At 63.3% G+C, this 14,702-nt stretch carries 14 protein-coding genes; 8 read left to right on the plus strand and 6 right to left on the minus strand.

What is annotated here, in order from left to right; all coding sequences use genetic code 11:
- Positions 1 to 2: 2 nt before the first annotated feature.
- From I2F59_RS07555 to I2F59_RS07575, 5 genes are all read right to left on the minus strand, one after another.
- Positions 3 to 1,802 carry a Stp1/IreP family PP2C-type Ser/Thr phosphatase gene (locus I2F59_RS07555; RefSeq protein WP_195503749.1) on the minus strand — a complete coding sequence of 600 codons (1,800 nt, stop codon included), beginning with the start codon at positions 1,800 to 1,802 and terminating at the stop codon, positions 3 to 5.
- The gene (locus I2F59_RS07560) at positions 1,799 to 2,215 is read right to left on the minus strand and encodes an FHA domain-containing protein (protein WP_006235180.1); all 417 of its coding nucleotides are present in this window, start codon (positions 2,213 to 2,215) and stop codon (positions 1,799 to 1,801) included. Before I2F59_RS07560 ends, I2F59_RS07555 begins: the two co-directional genes overlap by 4 nt.
- A gap of 6 nt (positions 2,216 to 2,221) precedes the next feature.
- Positions 2,222 to 3,235, minus strand: a complete 1,014-nt coding sequence (locus I2F59_RS07565; protein ID WP_195503750.1) for an FhaA domain-containing protein — start codon at positions 3,233 to 3,235, stop codon at positions 2,222 to 2,224.
- A complete protein-coding gene (locus tag I2F59_RS07570) occupies positions 3,232 to 5,085 on the minus strand; it encodes a serine/threonine-protein kinase (RefSeq protein ID WP_195503751.1) in 1,854 nt (617 codons plus the stop codon). The genes I2F59_RS07565 and I2F59_RS07570 overlap by 4 nt, the downstream gene beginning before the upstream one ends.
- A 144-nt stretch (positions 5,086 to 5,229) precedes the next feature.
- Positions 5,230 to 5,937 carry a hypothetical protein gene (locus I2F59_RS07575; protein WP_195503752.1) on the minus strand — a complete coding sequence of 236 codons (708 nt, stop codon included), beginning with the start codon at positions 5,935 to 5,937 and terminating at the stop codon, positions 5,230 to 5,232.
- Positions 5,938 to 6,052: 115 nt separating this feature from the next.
- On the opposite strand from I2F59_RS07575, the gene dnaX reads away from it, so the two are divergent.
- Positions 6,053 to 8,518 carry a DNA polymerase III subunit gamma/tau gene (gene dnaX / locus I2F59_RS07580; RefSeq protein WP_195503753.1) on the plus strand — a complete coding sequence of 822 codons (2,466 nt, stop codon included), beginning with the start codon at positions 6,053 to 6,055 and terminating at the stop codon, positions 8,516 to 8,518.
- A gap of 21 nt (positions 8,519 to 8,539) precedes the next feature.
- Here the strand turns inward: dnaX and I2F59_RS07585 are convergent, their stop codons facing one another.
- Positions 8,540 to 9,013: a hypothetical protein gene (locus tag I2F59_RS07585; protein WP_195503754.1), complete on the minus strand. Its 474-nt coding sequence runs from the start codon at positions 9,011 to 9,013 to the stop codon at positions 8,540 to 8,542.
- A gap of 340 nt (positions 9,014 to 9,353) precedes the next feature.
- Here I2F59_RS07585 and I2F59_RS07590 point away from each other — a divergent pair, with 340 nt between their 5' ends.
- The 7 genes from I2F59_RS07590 to I2F59_RS07620 all read left to right on the plus strand — a co-directional run bounded on the left by I2F59_RS07590 (position 9,354) and on the right by I2F59_RS07620 (position 14,216).
- Positions 9,354 to 9,674 carry a YbaB/EbfC family nucleoid-associated protein gene (locus tag I2F59_RS07590; protein WP_006235174.1) on the plus strand — a complete coding sequence of 107 codons (321 nt, stop codon included), beginning with the start codon at positions 9,354 to 9,356 and terminating at the stop codon, positions 9,672 to 9,674.
- Positions 9,675 to 9,687: 13 nt separating this feature from the next.
- Positions 9,688 to 10,284, plus strand: coding sequence for a recombination mediator RecR (gene recR / locus I2F59_RS07595; protein ID WP_006235173.1), 597 nt, complete (start codon positions 9,688 to 9,690; stop codon positions 10,282 to 10,284).
- A 188-nt stretch (positions 10,285 to 10,472) separates the two neighbouring features.
- On the plus strand, positions 10,473 to 11,150 hold the full coding sequence (locus I2F59_RS07600) for a hypothetical protein (protein ID WP_195503755.1): 678 nt from the start codon (positions 10,473 to 10,475) through the stop codon (positions 11,148 to 11,150).
- A complete protein-coding gene (locus I2F59_RS07605) occupies positions 11,147 to 11,434 on the plus strand; it encodes a hypothetical protein (protein ID WP_195503756.1) in 288 nt (95 codons plus the stop codon). The genes I2F59_RS07600 and I2F59_RS07605 overlap by 4 nt, the downstream gene beginning before the upstream one ends.
- Positions 11,431 to 11,973: a hypothetical protein gene (locus I2F59_RS07610; RefSeq protein WP_195503757.1), complete on the plus strand. Its 543-nt coding sequence runs from the start codon at positions 11,431 to 11,433 to the stop codon at positions 11,971 to 11,973. Before I2F59_RS07605 ends, I2F59_RS07610 begins: the two co-directional genes overlap by 4 nt.
- The gene (locus I2F59_RS07615; protein ID WP_195503758.1) at positions 11,895 to 13,274 is read left to right on the plus strand and encodes a protein kinase domain-containing protein; all 1,380 of its coding nucleotides are present in this window, start codon (positions 11,895 to 11,897) and stop codon (positions 13,272 to 13,274) included. The genes I2F59_RS07610 and I2F59_RS07615 overlap by 79 nt, the downstream gene beginning before the upstream one ends.
- A 3-nt stretch (positions 13,275 to 13,277) precedes the next feature.
- Positions 13,278 to 14,216: an FHA domain-containing protein gene (locus I2F59_RS07620; protein WP_195503759.1), complete on the plus strand. Its 939-nt coding sequence runs from the start codon at positions 13,278 to 13,280 to the stop codon at positions 14,214 to 14,216.
- Positions 14,217 to 14,702 lie beyond the last annotated feature (486 nt).

A 14,702-nucleotide genomic window follows, 5' to 3' on the forward strand; every position in this document is an offset into this window, starting at 1 on the left:
TTCTAATTCTTATCGGAGGCTTCGGCCTCGGCGGACTGTTCGGCGGTTTTCTCGGAATCTGATTCGGAGGTCGATCCCTGATTGGTGTTGTCGCGAATCGTTTGCGCGTCGATCACCTGGCGGGTCTGCTCCTCGTCGATCTGGTGGCGGTACTTGGATATCGTGTCCTGCGCATCGTCGACACTTGTTTGCGGAATGCCCGCCTTGAGGCGGTTTTGCGTGTCTTCGGGCAGGTCGGACAGCTTGATACTGGTTTCGCTTTCGAGCCAGTGGAGCTTGAGTCCGAGCGGCTTGCCGGGCAGGCCGCGCCAGACGGCGACATTGCCCTGGTAGGTACCCAGGTAGTACGAGCCGGTGACACCCGTGTAGGCCCAGATGCCAGCTGCCAGCACAAAGACGAGGGCCAGGATGGCGGCGATAGTAACGTTGCGGCGACGCACGCGCTGCGCCTCGCGCATGACGCCATCGTCAACCAGGTCAACGACTACTACGGTCACGTTGTCGTGGCCGCCGGCGGCAAGCGCCGCGTCCACTAGGTTGTCGACGCAGATTTGCGCGGTTGAGGACTGCGTGGCGATGTTCTCGATATCGCTATCGGGAATCATGCTCGAAAGGCCGTCGGAGCACAGGATCAGACGGTCGCCTTCCTCGATATGCAGAGTAAAGTGGTCGGCATACATAGCGGGGTCCGAGCCCAGCGCGCGGGTGATGACCGAACGGTTGGGGTGGACGCGAGCCTCATCTGCCGTGATCTCGCCGGCGTCCACGAGCTCCTCCACGTAGGAGTGGTCGCGGGTCACTCGGATGAGCGTGCCCTCGTGGAGCAGGTAGGCGCGAGAGTCACCCACGTGGGCGATGGCAAGCGTGTCGTTTTCGATGTAGGCGCAGGTGGCTGTGCAGCCCATGCCGGGCTTGCCCAGGCCGTTCAGGGCCGCCTCGATTACGGCGGCATTGGCTGCCTCGACGGCTGCGGCTAGGCGTGCTGCGTCGGCGGACTGTGGGGCCGTCTTGGCAATAGTCTCGACGGCGATGGAAGAGGCTACCTCGCCCGCGGCGTGACCGCCCATGCCGTCGCATACGCAAAAGAGCGGCGACTGCACCAGGTAGGAATCCTCATTGTGCGGGCGCACGCAGCCAACGTCGGAGCGGGCGCCCCACATGAGTTGCGTGGTGGTGCCGGCATCATAGGTCGAGTCGGTCTCGATGCGCTCCTCGGTTAGGGGTTCAAAGCTCATGGTCGAGCCGGGGTCTTTGAGCTTGGCCTCAACGGCGGCAACGTCGATTTCGGCTGTGTCACCGGGGGAGACGGTGTCGGTCTCGGCGTTTGATTCGGAATCGCCGGTATCCGGGGAGCCGGGCTCCTCGGACACGCGGGCGGTCGACTCGTCGTCTTGCGGGCTGACGTCTATAGGCTCGGGCGCCGGCGTAGACGCGGGCGCAACCTCGGATGCCGGGGCTATGGGAAACGCCGGCGCGGCGGGCTCGGGTGCCGCAAACACCGCAGCGCTCTCGTTGATTGCCGCGGCGACGGGCTCTGCAAAGTGAGCCGGCGCCGGGGTTGCTTCGGGCGCTGTGGGCTGTTCCGCAGCATGTGCGCCGATGGGCGCCGCTACGGCATCCTCTTCGTCCTCGTTATCGGCTAGATCCGAAATATCATGCGTTACATGCGAAAGAGGCAGGGAGAACACGGTGTCCTCGGGCTCCACGGGTGCGGAGCCCGCCGGAGCGGCGTGGGCCGGCGCAGCTGCGGCGGCAGCCGGCGCCTCGGTCATAGTTGCGGACTTGTTCTCCTCGTCGATCATCGACGGTTCACCTTCATGACCACGTCGCCAATCTGGACTTCGTCGCCCTCGCGCAGCGTCGCGGGCTCCACGAGCTGGCGGCCGTTGACGAGCGTGCCGTTAAGCGAGTTGAGGTCCTCGATGATGAGCGCCGGGCCCTGCAGCGAAAAGCGCGCATGCGAGGCCGAGACGAACGGTTCATTGATGCAGATGTCCGAAGATGGCGAGCGACCGACGATGACGGGGCCGAGCATGTCTACGTGGATGCCGCGGATACCGCGCGGACCCTTGTCCACATCAATCGTCCAGATAGCCGAGTCGCGGCGCTGCCCGCGCACAAGTCCCACGCCGGTCTTCATGACGGCGAACAGGAAGATATAGAGCAGGGCGACCAGGACGATGCGGCCTGCAAAAAGGACGATATCGATGTTCATAAGCGACTATCCCCTAAATTCAAAGGTGCTCAGGCCAAACGTCAGCAGATCGCCGTTGCGCAGCGGGCAGCGCGTAATGCGGCGGTTGTTGACGAGCGTGCCGTTGGTGGAATTGAGGTCCTCGATCGACCAATCCGAGCCCGTAAAGGTGAGCTGGGCGTGGCGGCGCGACACGTTGGGGTCGCGCAGGGCAATGTCGGAAACTGAGCGCTCGCGACCGATGGTCACCTGTGCGGAGGTGATGCTATGGCTCTCGCCGCTCACGACGTCGACGAGCTGGGCGAGCGGGCGCTGCGGGGCGCGAGTGCTCGCCATGTTGGAGGCGATGCCGGCTGCGGCGCCTAGGCCCACGGCGGCACCGGTCGCGGCGGCTCCGCCCATGCCGGCAAGCGAGTCGCGCGAGACGGTCTGCGGCACCGGGATGGGTGCGGCGGCGGGGTCGGGGACGCTAGGCGCGAAGGGGTCTGCCACGGCAAGCGGGTCGGGAGCGGCGGCGCGAGGCGTCGGCTGCTGCTGGGGCATGGCGGCGGGGCGCTGCTGCTGCGGGGCAGCAAACTGCTGCTGGCCGGCGCGCGGGGCGCTGGCGGCACGGCTTGCCGCGGAGTTGTTCTGGCCCAGGCCGTTTTGATAGGCGCGCTCTTCTTCGTACAGGCGGCCGAGCGTGGGGGCATCGACGTTCTCGGCAAAGACCGAGAACTTGCCGGCGCGCAGCTGCGGATCGATCATAAAGCGCACGAGGGGCTCGCCGACAAAGACATAGCGGCGCTTTTCGGCCTGCGCCTTCACGAACTCGCGGACCTCGCGCGAAAGCTCGGGGTAGAACGGGGCGAGCATGGGATCGTCGTCGGCGGCGATAAGGATGGTATAGAGTGCCGGCGCCGTGTTGACGCCGTTAATCACCAGAGTCTGATCCTCCATGTCGCGAGCGGCCTGCTTAGCAAGCTTCTTAAAGGAGAACGGGGCACGGGTGGCACCGAAGATGCCGGCCACGTGGTCCTCGAAGATGTTCAGGAAGTTCACGAAAGATCACTCTCCGTATAGGTTCTTTGGTATCCGAGCAAATATAGGCATATCCCAACGATTATAGAGGATAGGGTTCCCGCAACCGCCGCCTTGGCGACGACCGCGGCTGCAAGGCTGGCAATTTCCATATGGTGTGCAAGACAGGACGCCGCTGCGCAGCCGATGCCGGTGACAGCGATGGCGGCGATTGCGGCAAGGTTTGAGCCCTGGTCGGCACGCTTGGCATGGGCATTGAGCAGCGCGGATGATGCTGCGGCAGTTGCCGCGACCAGCACAAAGGCGACCCAAAGGAGCGGATCTCCCAGCGCTGCGGCAACGTTACCGAGCCCCAGCACGCCTCCGGCTGAAAGCGCGACCGTGGCCAGACGGGCAAAAAGCGCGCCCATGCCCGTTGCCGCGGCGGCGCTTGCCGGGCCGAGCCAAAATGAAGCGACGCCGGCGGCGACCCCAGCTGCCAGGAAGGTATTGCCGGTCAGACAGCCAAGCGCGAGTGCACAGGTGAGCGCGGAGCTCGCGGCAGCCTCGGTACGACCCCAAGCGATCCACCAACCGGACATGGCGGCGGCAAAGATCACCGCGACGGGCAGTATCGACAGGATGCCCTGCGTCTGCATGGTGGTGTTGGCCATGAGTACCAAAAAGCCAACAGCCGAGATGGCCGAGCCGATCTGGGGGGCCAGGCCAGCCGCCGCTCCGATCGCGATGGCCGCAATGACCAGGCCGGGAAGCGCCGCGACCCCGGCCGTTTGCATCAGCAAAAAGCTAAAGGTACCGCACGTTAGCGCCGAGATAGCGCGCATGGTGTAGTCGCGCGCATGGCTCCAGCGCGTGCCCGCCCAGCCGAGTGCGGGGTCGATCTCGATGGCGTCGTCCTCGTAGTGCGACGGCTCGATATCGTCGAGCTCCTGCTCGTCATCCGAAAGCTCGCCAACCATTTGCTCCAGGCTGCGACGGCCTTCGCGCACGCTGCCCAGACCGGCAAGGAGCTGGTCGCAAAATGCCTCGATGCTGTTGGGGCGGTCCTGCGGCATGGGGGAGAGCGCGCTCATGAGCGCGGCCTCGGCTCCCGGGGGAAAGTGTGGTATCAGCTCGCTGGGATAGGTGGCGCCGCCGATGATGCGGTCGAGCGAGTCGGCGGGCGTGGCCGCCATAAAGGGAGCGCTGCCGCACAGGCCCTCGTAGATCACACAGGCGAGGGCAAAGACATCGGCGCGCTCATCGACCGTGCCGGTCTCGATATCGAGCTGCTCGGGCGGCATGTAGCCGATGGTGCCGCCGCGTGAGCCGCCAAAGCCACCGGCAGACGACAGTCGCGCCATGCCAAAGTCGGTGAGCTTTACATTGCCCGAGTGGTCGATGAGCACGTTGGCGGGCTTAATGTCCAGGTGGAGTACGCCGTTACTGTGGGCGAAGGTGAGCGCCTGGCCCAGGGCATCGGCAATAGCCGCGGCCTCGTCAAAGGTAAGTGAGTGGCCGTCCGCGCGGTGCAAAAACTCGGCCAGCGACATGCCATCGACATATTCCATAACCAGGTAGGCATAGGCTGTGTCGTGCGTAAAGTCGATGACCTGCACGATGTTGGGATGTTGAAGCATGGCGGCAGTGTGCGCCTCGCGCAGGACATCCATGATGTCGCTAGCGGGCATGCCGGCACCGTTGATAAGGGGGATGCGTTTAATGGCGACGCGGCGGCGCAGGTGCGTGTCGCGGCAGATCTCGATGGAGCCAAAACCGCCGGTCGCAAGTGTCTCGAGCGGCTGGTACCGCTTGAGCAGCTCGCGAGAGCTGGTGCCCTCCAAAGGAACGTCCGGCGAGAACCGGGCGGTATGTTGCGAGAAAAGCGGCATGGCCAACCCTCGTGCGTTTAAAGTTCGTTTGCGAGTGGCGGGCGCGGAGCCGAGCCGTTCGCGGTGGCATAGATGCTGCTAGTGTAGCACGCTCGGGTGCATGGGGAGGATAGCGGGATGCGAGGCTGCCTGCCTGGTTTGGCCTTAGCGCTTTTTCTTGTTCTTCTTCTGCTTGCGCTTGGTCTCCTGGGGCTTGTCGCCCTGTTTGGCTTCGGCAGCGGCCTTTTCGGCCTTCATCTTCTTGCGTTTGGTCTCGATGTGCAGCTTTTTGTTGATGCGCGCCTTGAGGAAGGAGCCAAACTGCTCGGCATCGCCACGCACAAAGGTGTCCTTAGGGATCGTCACGCCCTGGTCGGCGAACATGGCCACAAAGATGCGCTCGCCGTCGAGTACGTGGTCGAGCTTCTCAAACGGGAAGAACTGCGACTTGCCGCTCTTGCCCCAGACCATCAGGCCGTCCTCGTTGGCGGCGACGCGGCGGTAGCGGCCGCCCATGGACTCGTCTGCCTCGACGGCTTCGATAAAGTCGCGCGCGAGCGTATGGTGCAGATTTTTGCTCCACCAGGCCAAAAAGGCGCCGAATACAATCAGGACGACGCCGAACTTGATCCAGTTGCCGCCGGCCACCAGCATGCCGATGCCGATGAGCGCGGCAATCGCAGCGGCGACGTACAGGGAGCCGCGGCGCCTGGGCGAGGCAACCAAGCGGGCGAAATCGGTGACGAGGTCGTTTTCGTACTGATACTCGTTGAGGTACAGGATGCCGTCATCGGCTGCTGCCTGCGTCTCGAGCGCGACCTCGACCTGGTCGGCTGCTTCGGAGGGAACGAGGTTGCTCTCTGCGTCTGCCATGCTCTTTGGACTCCTATCGCGGCGGGCTCGCCGTACGGGTTATTATGAATGCAGTATGCCGTGCGACCGCATGGCCGCCGCGGCAACAAGACTCAGTATACCCGGGGGAGCACCCATGGAATCGTTGTACCGAAAGTATCGCCCGCTCACCTTCGACTCCGTGGTGGGCCAGCAGCATATCGTCTCGACGCTCGAGCACGCCATTACCGAGGGGCGCCTGTCCCACGCGTACCTGTTCTGCGGACCGCGCGGCACGGGCAAGACCACCATGGCGCGCATTTTGGCCAAGGCGCTGCTGTGCCGCAATGCCGAGGCGGCGCGCGCCGAGGGTGCGAGCGGCTGCATGCCCGATGGCACCTGCGAGGAGTGCGAGCTCATCGCCGAAGGCAACCACCCCGATGTCTACGAGCTCGATGCCGCAAGCCGTACCGGCGTAGACAACGTGCGCGAGGAGATCATCAACTCCGTTAACTTTGCCCCGGTGCGTGGCAAGTACAAGATCTATATCATCGACGAGGTCCACATGCTCACGACGGCGGCGTTTAACGCGCTGCTCAAGACGCTCGAGGAGCCGCCGGCGCACGTGATCTTTGTGCTGTGCACCACCGACCCGCAAAAGATTCTGGAGACCATCCTCTCGCGCTGCCAGCGTTTCGATTTCCATCGCATCGGCAACGAGGATATCGAGTATCGCCTGGCATACGTGTGCGAGCAGGAGGGCTTCGATTACGACGACGAGGCGCTGGCTATCGTGGCGCGCCATGCCAAGGGCGGCATGCGCGACGCGCTGTCCACGCTGGAGCAGCTGAGCGTCTTTGGCAACGGTTCTGTGCATGCGGACGACGCCCGCTCGCTTTTGGGCGAGGTTTCGGACCAGATCCTGGGCGAGTTTTCCCGCGCCATTGCCGATCGCGATGTTGCCGAGCTCTATGGACTGATTCGTGTGCAGGTCGAGGAGGGCAATGACCTGCTTGAGCTGACGTGCGACCTGGTGGCGCATGTGCGTGACGTGTACGTTGCCTGCGTTGCCGGTGCCCGTGCCGAGCTGTTTGAGGGCGGTGTCGAGCAGGCCGAGGCGCTTGCAGCCGAGGCCGCTGCCTTTGGCGAGCATCCTGCCGATCGTCTGGCTCGCGTGCTGACGGTGCTCGACGATGCCGCCTTGGAGATGAGGGGTGCGAGCGACGTGCGCCTGGTGCTCGAGATCGCCTGCACGCGCCTGACGCGTCCCGAGGCCGATTTAACGATTGAGGCATTGGCCGAGCGCGTGGCTCGCTTGGAGGCCATGGTTGCCAACGCCGCCGTTCCGGCGAGCGTGGCTGCTGCTCGAGCGAGTGCGCCTGCTGCATCCGCACCCGCTGTCCAGCAGCCGACGCTGATCTCGGGTGCCCGAGCTGCTACTCCTGCGGCGACCGCCGCCCCCGCTGCTACGTCTGCGCATCAGGGTGGCATGCCTTGGGACCGCGGCGCTGCTGTTCCGGCTGCCCAGCCTGCGCCCAAGTCCGCGGCTCCGGCTCCCGCGCCCAAACCTGTAACGCCTGCACCTCAACCCGTTGCGGCTCCGGCTCCCGCGCCCACTGCATCGACCGTGCCGGCGTCCAAGCCCAACAACGCCGCCCAGGTTGCCGCCGCCGGTGCTGCCGAGACCCCCGCGGTCGAGGACGCCGGCGAGCTCCAGCGCAAATGGGCCGAGGTCGTCGAGCGCGTCAAGGCTCGTCAGGCTTCCTATGCAGGCCTTTTGCTCAACGCCCGCGCCACGGCCGACGACGGCTCCAAGCTCACGGTCTCGTTCCCCGCGGGCTCGACCTTTGCCATCAAGATGCTCGGTCGCGCCGACACGCAATCGGTGGTCCTGCCGACGGTCTGCGCGGTCTTCGGTCGTCGCACCGTCGACTACGTCCTGGATGGAGGTGGCACGCCGGCTCCTCAACATGAGGAGCATTCTCCATCTGCACGGGCTGCGGTATCTGCGGACCCGCAGCCCGTGTCCTCGGCGGCCCCTGTATCCTCGAGCGCCAGCGCGCCGCAGCGGCAAGCGACGCCGGTGATGGCACCGACCCCGTCGGCGCCTAAGCCCGCTGCGCCCAAACCGGCTGCTCCGGTCCCCGCACCCAAGCCCGCTGCCGCGCCTGCGCCCAAGTCATCCGACTTGGCTAAGGCCCCCTGGCTGCGCTCCGACAACCCTGCCGGCGCTCCTGCCACGGGCAAGCTCCCGACCGAGCCTGCGCCCCGTGCGCCCGAGCGCGCGTCCGCTCCCAAGGCTCAGCCGTCTGCGCAGTCCGCTCCGTGGGAATCCGAGCAGGTTCCCTACGACGATGCCATGGTCGGCGGTTTTGCTGCCGATGCCGGCGGGGGCGATCTGCCCCCGTTCGACGTGCCGGGTGCGGCGTCCGCGCCCAAGCCCGCTGCAACTGCCCCCAAAGAGGAGGACGCCCCCGCTGCCCCTTGGGAGTCCAATCCCGGCGCCGGCAGTCCCTTCGGCCACCAGGGCGCAGCCCCGAGCATCCCGCAGACCGAGGACGAGGCCAAAGCCCTCATCCGCAGCGTCTTCGGCCAGGCCACCATCTTCAAGCCGGTGGAGTAACCGTGCGGGCGGGCATACTGCTCACGAAGAGGTCTCTTTGTCCGGGCGCATCTGTATTTCGGACATGTGTAGTGCGGTACCGCGTATATCGCATTCGAGCAGACAGGTGCGTGACGGTCGGCCTAGGGTGCTGAGGTCGATACGATACGTCGCGTGGCTGTCCGTGTACTCGACTTGCTCGGCGTTGATGGTTGCTCCGATTGTAAATAAAGAGCCCATTTCGGCATCGACAATCTTGGAGTCCTTTATCTTGACCTTGAACTCTTGGTAGAGGGACGGGCTGTTGTAGTAAATGGTTCGGGTTCCGTCGGTGCACTCATCGGTCGCTTCCCATTTGACGACGGGCTGGTCCGAGCTGGCTACCAGCAGTTCTGCTCCAAAGGCTATAGCATGGGTGATGACAACCAGCAATGCCCAGCCGACAAAGAGATAGAGAACAAAATATGCAACGGGGTGTTTTGAGCGGATGTTCTGGAGCATGTCGGGGGCATTCATGGGGCACCTCCAAATTGCTATCTATGGCAATCAGATTATACCCCGCCGTCATGAGCGCCGCCTCGAGTAGTGGCTCGGCATTTGGCCATTTAGTGGTACGCATTAAATGTCGGATTCCGGCTCTACAAGATTTAGCTTTCAATATTATGCAGATGCGAATTATTTGACCTTGCATAATCTTTAGGCGCGGCCTGCGCTGGAGGACATGTATATCGACTGAGGTAACACGTCTGCCCCGCTCTCTCGCCGCGCGCCGTGGTACGATTTTTGAGTTTGAAAGTCCCGCCGCGTCCCGGCTGCCCTTGCAGCTCGTTGCGCGGCCGCACGCAAAGGAGCCATTATGGCCGGTATGAACATGCAGCAGATGATGAAGCAGGCTCGCAAGATGCAGGAGCAGCTTGCCGCCGCGCAGGAGAACCTCAAGTCCCAGACCGTCGACGCCTCTGCCGGCGGCGGCATGGTCAAGGTGACCGTTAACGGCGAGATGGAGCTCGTCAACCTCACCATTGATCCCGATGCCCTCGATCCCGAGGACGTCGATATGCTGCAGGACATGATCATGGCTGCCGTCAACGAGGCCGTCCGCGGCGTCAACGAGCTCGCCAACAAGCAGATGGGCGCCATCACCGGCGGCCTCAACATCCCGGGCATGCCGTTCTAAGACACGCATATATATGAGTGCGAATCACAGTCTGCAAAAACTGCTCGATGAGCTGGGTCGTCTGCCGGGCATTGGTCCCAAGTCGGCCCAGCGCATCGCCTATTACCTGCTCGAGGCTGATGCCGAGGAGGCCCGCCGCCTGGCCGAGGCCATCCTGGAGGTCAAGCAGGAGGTCCACTTTTGCAGCCGTTGCTTTAACTACGCCACGGCCGACGAGTGCTCCATCTGCCAGGATCCGATGCGCGATACCACTCGCATTTGCGTGGTGGGCGAGCCACGCGACGTTCAGGCAATCGAGCGCACGGGCAGCTACCATGGCCTGTACCATGTGCTGGGCGGCGTGATCAGCCCCATGGACAAGATCGGTCCCGAGCAGCTGCATATCCGCGAGCTGCTGGCGCGCCTGGGCCACGAGGACATCCACGAGGTCATTATCGCCACCAACCCCAACATCGAGGGCGAGACTACGGCGAGCTACCTTGCTCGCACCATCAAGCCATTGGGCGTTGAGGTATCGCGTCTTGCGAGCGGCCTTCCCGTGGGCGGCGACTTGGAGTATGCCGACGAGCTTACGCTTGGCCGCGCTATCGAGGCCCGCCGCGCGATCTAGGCGGCGAGCCTGCTCCTGCCGTATGTTTTCTTCGCGACGCACGGGGTAGTCATAATTTCCCTGTGCGACTGTAAGTTTGTTGTGCAACAAAGATGCTTCGTATCCGCTTATCGCATGGATGCTTCCACTCGCATCCTTAATTTGCCCATTCGTTGCGCAACCTTTTGGGTTCGCTGATACACTCAAATATGGATTTGAATGAATGCGCCGCTCCCGAGCGGCGTGTTTTTCTTGGAGGAGAACGCATGCGGCCCGGTGGCACTCAGACAAAGCGCGGCGCCGCGGTGCGCATGCGACGCCGACTGGGCTTGGCGCCGCGGGCGTACGCACTGCTATCGTGCTCGCTGGTGCTGGTCATAGCTGGCGTTTCTGCCTATGGCATGACCGTGCCGTCCATGATGCAGGCGCATGCCGCACGCGAGCCGCGCGTGGGGCATGAGGTCAAAAGTGATCTGGGCACCACGACTGGATATGCTTGGGCAAGTGTGGTCGCGCATATTGTGTTTGGCACCGACGATGCGGATGGCGCCGAGGCCCCGGACAACGAAGTCACGCTTGCCAATGGCAAAACCATCGTGCTCACCAACACCAAGATCATCGATCGGTTGTCCAACAATAGCGTGGCGGCAACGGTGAATAAGGTCGAGCAGCAGAAGGAGCAGGACGCCAGCAGTCCGGAAAACCCGGCAGCTCGGATACTTCTGGCTCCGGCTCGAATTCGTCGAGTTCGAGCGGCGGCTCTGGGTCGGGCTCCTCTACCGGAGGGTCTGGAAATGGCGGCTCGACGGGCGGCAACACTGACAACGATGCAAACTCCGGTGGCCTTTCCGCTGCTGATGAAGAGAGCATTCACAGTTGGCTTGTGACCAAGTACAACATGCTCGACGGCTACGTTTCTCGTGCCAATGACGTGGTCTCGACCTATAACTCTACGGGAGATCCCAGGCCGTGCGACAGCCTGGTCGGGGAGATGTTTGTCATTCGAGCCGAGTTCGGTCGTCAGACATTCTCGCCCCGGTCAAAGTGGTATCAGCAGTATGCCAATCTGTGGGGCTGTTACACCAACCTATGTCAATGGGTCGGCCATTACGGCGATGATGACGTCGCGCTCGGTAACTTCAACAATAACGTGGCGGCGCTTGCCCTATGATGACCGATCTTGCATCCACCACACCACAGTCGCTCGGTCGCGATCCCATGGTCGGCCTGCGCCTTGCGCGTGTCGACGGGTTTGAGCCGGCCATTGCGCTCGGTCAGGACGAACTGCCTGCCTATCTGCGTCGTTTTACGATGCTGTTTGCCGACGATGCCACCATGCGCCGTGGCGGTATCGGCCGCGTGACGCGTGCCGTCAACGCCCAAGGCGAGGCCGTGGCACTCAAGCAGCTCATCTTGCCGACGCGCGATGAGTTTGACGACGATGCCGCCCATGAGTCGCTGGTCGCCAAGTTCAAAGCGGCATTTCGCGAGGAATATGAATGCCATCGCGCCCTTTCGGGCCTTAAGGGCTTTCCCCGCCTCTATGGCTGGGGCGAGGTTGACGGTGTGCCTGCAATTGTCATGGAATGGGTCGAGGGCGAGACGCTCGCCGCTTGCGCTCGCGACTCGCCGTGGACGATGCCGGACGCCTATCGCCGCTTGTGGCGGCGCGCTTGGGGCGCGACCTGTTCGACCTGCTCTGCCGCATGAGCCTGGTGGGGGAGGGCTTTGTCCATCGCGATATCTCGCCCGCTAATATTATGGTGCGTACGGCGCGTTTACCGCTTGACCGGCAGCTTGCCGAGGGCACCTTTGACCTGTGCCTGATCGACTTTGGCTCGTCGCTGGCGCTCGAGCCTGCGTCGGCCGTGGCCGGTACCGGCGGCAAGGCATCCTTTACCGAGCGCTATGCCACGCTGCGTCGCGCGACGGTGGCCTACGCTCCGCCCGAGATGCTCACCGACGATATTCCCGACCTGCGCGCTTTGCGTATGTCGCCGGCGATCGACGTCTATGCCGCGGCAAGCACGGTTTACGAGCTCATTGCCGGCGTCGCGCCATACGAAGCTGCGCCGAGCACTTCGGGCGCCTCGGGTTCGCGCAAAAGGACGCGCGACATCGCGAGCCCCTACCGTCTCAAAATGGACACACGGCCCGACTATCCCATTGGTGCCCATGCGCCCGGTTGTGATTTGACTCAGCTGCTTCGTCGTGAGCCCGATGTGGCGCTCGCCGCGGCCGAGCAGGCCCAGCAGCTAGGGCTTGAGCCGGATTCCGAAGAGCTACGCGATGCGCTGGCGTTTGTCGATGCCCAGCTGTTCGACGTGGTGATGGCCTGTCTGTCCAGCCATCAAAAAGATCGTCCCGAGCCGGCGGCGGTCGAGGCGGCGCTCTCGGCGTTTTGTGACCACTATGCGCAAAATGTCGGTCGTTCGCTCCGCGGCGAGCCGCTCACGCCGTGCCCCATGGATGCGTCTGGCCGCGCGGTGCGTCGCGCGCTGATGGTCGGCGCGACGGTCGTCTGTGGCGTGGTTTGGGCTGTGGTCGTGGTTTCGGCCGCGCTGCTGGCGTCGGGCGCTCGCGTGACGGCGACTTTGGGATCGCTCGTGTGGTCTGGGTCGCTACCGGGTATTATTGCCGCACTGGCGTTGGCGCTGCCAGGCATAGCCGGCGTTGCCGCGGGGGCACTTGCGCGCGATCGGCGCTCGGGCTTCCTGCAGGGTGTGCTTGCGCTTTCTGCCTGCGAGGTTCCGGTGCTGGTTGTGGCTGCATGTAGCGTATTTTCCCAACGCGCCGTGATGGGTGGCCTTGTTGCCGCTCTGGTTGCAACCTATACGCTTACGTGGTTTTTGCTTGCGATGGGCTTTGCCTTTGAACTTCCCGTTTCGGCACCGCGACGCACAAAAGCCCAGATGGCGACTCCGCTTGCCGGTGGAGCCGCAGCTGCCCGTACTTTTGGCGGACCTGTCGAAGTATCGTCCGATTCTATTTCTACGACTAAGGAGGCCTAGGTCATGGCATCTCAAGTTGAGCTCACCCCATGCGGGGCCATGTTTGACATCTTTAAGCGCGCGGCGCATCTGAGCCATATCGAGCTGTGCGGCTTGGTGCTTTCGTCCCGTCCGCTCGCCGACGGCCGCAGCCCGCAGAGCCGAGCCGCCGATCGCTCTTGGGTTTCCCGCTTTATCGTTCGCGCGCCGGTCGGCACGCTTCAGCAGCGCTACTTTGCCGAATACGGTACCTCGGCTGCGCGTATTATGTCGCAACTGGCCCTGCGCCAGCGAAATCCCATGGACTCCACGGCTGTGATCAATATGGTGTGCGGTCCTGCAGGTGAACCGATGGTACGCGCGCTCGAAGAGTGCCACCAGGACACGAATCTCTATCGCAACGCGCTCGATCGCCTGTCCCAGGCGGCGGAACTCATGCCCGCCGAGCGCGCCGAGGCCGTGTTGGTGCTGTTTGTCGCCGTCGGTTGTTCGGCGGATGTGCGGTCCTCGGTGAACTATGCCATCGACTACGCGCACGCGACCTGTGGCGGAGGCACCTCCACGCCGCGTTCGCTTGGCATGTCGATGACCGTGGGCGAACGCGAACCCGCCCCGGCGCACCCCTTGGGCTTGCTGCGCGTGCAAAACAGTTTTGTCGTGAGCGCCCCGCGCTGGATTCAGCCGAGTGAGCGGGGTGTTGAGATTGGCGCGCTGGCCACTGGTGAGGGCGATATTACCGACGTCGGCGACGATGTCTCGGCCCGCCATGCCCATATCTGGTGCGATGCTCAAAATATCTGGCACGTCGAGGACTTGTCGTCCACCAACGGAACCGTGGTGGTAAACGGGGCCACGCGCGTCTGCATTCAGGTCGAGCCCGGCCGTTCCGCCCAACTCAATCCCGGCGACGAGCTCAAGCTCGGCGAATCCACTACCTACGCCATCCTCTTCGGTGCTCTCTAGCCGGCAGATAGGGACGTTTCTTTTCTGCCGGCACTTGGGGACACTCCTCGGCGCGCCAGAGCCAGTCGCCCGGGGATGGAGGGGCCATTTTGGCCCTTGGCGGTCAGTCGGGGCGAAACTAGAAGATCTTTCCGATTCGCGGCTGTTCATGCTTGTAGAGCATCTAAAACAATAGGATGTTATTCTGGAATATGCCGGGTGCGTGAACTTGCCTGTCTTAGCCTTAATAAGGTATAGGGGAGTTTGGCTCAGGGGTTCCGTCTTGTTCTTCAGCGCAGTATTGTGGGACAGATTTGCTGAGATTGGCGCCTTACACCGCAGAGCGCACGGAAGGCTCTCGATTTGTGTTCTGGCCCCAGAATACAGGGCCTGATACTTACCAACTGTGGCATTGTTAGCGCCGGAATAATTTAGCCAAATATAGTCGGCCGAGATTGACCAATCCCGGCCGACCCATTTTAGCCAACACGCCCGCATCTATGACTT

It is taken from the genome of Collinsella aerofaciens (assembly GCF_015556945.1).
In the GTDB taxonomy this organism is placed as follows: domain Bacteria; phylum Actinomycetota; class Coriobacteriia; order Coriobacteriales; family Coriobacteriaceae; genus Collinsella; species Collinsella aerofaciens_AO.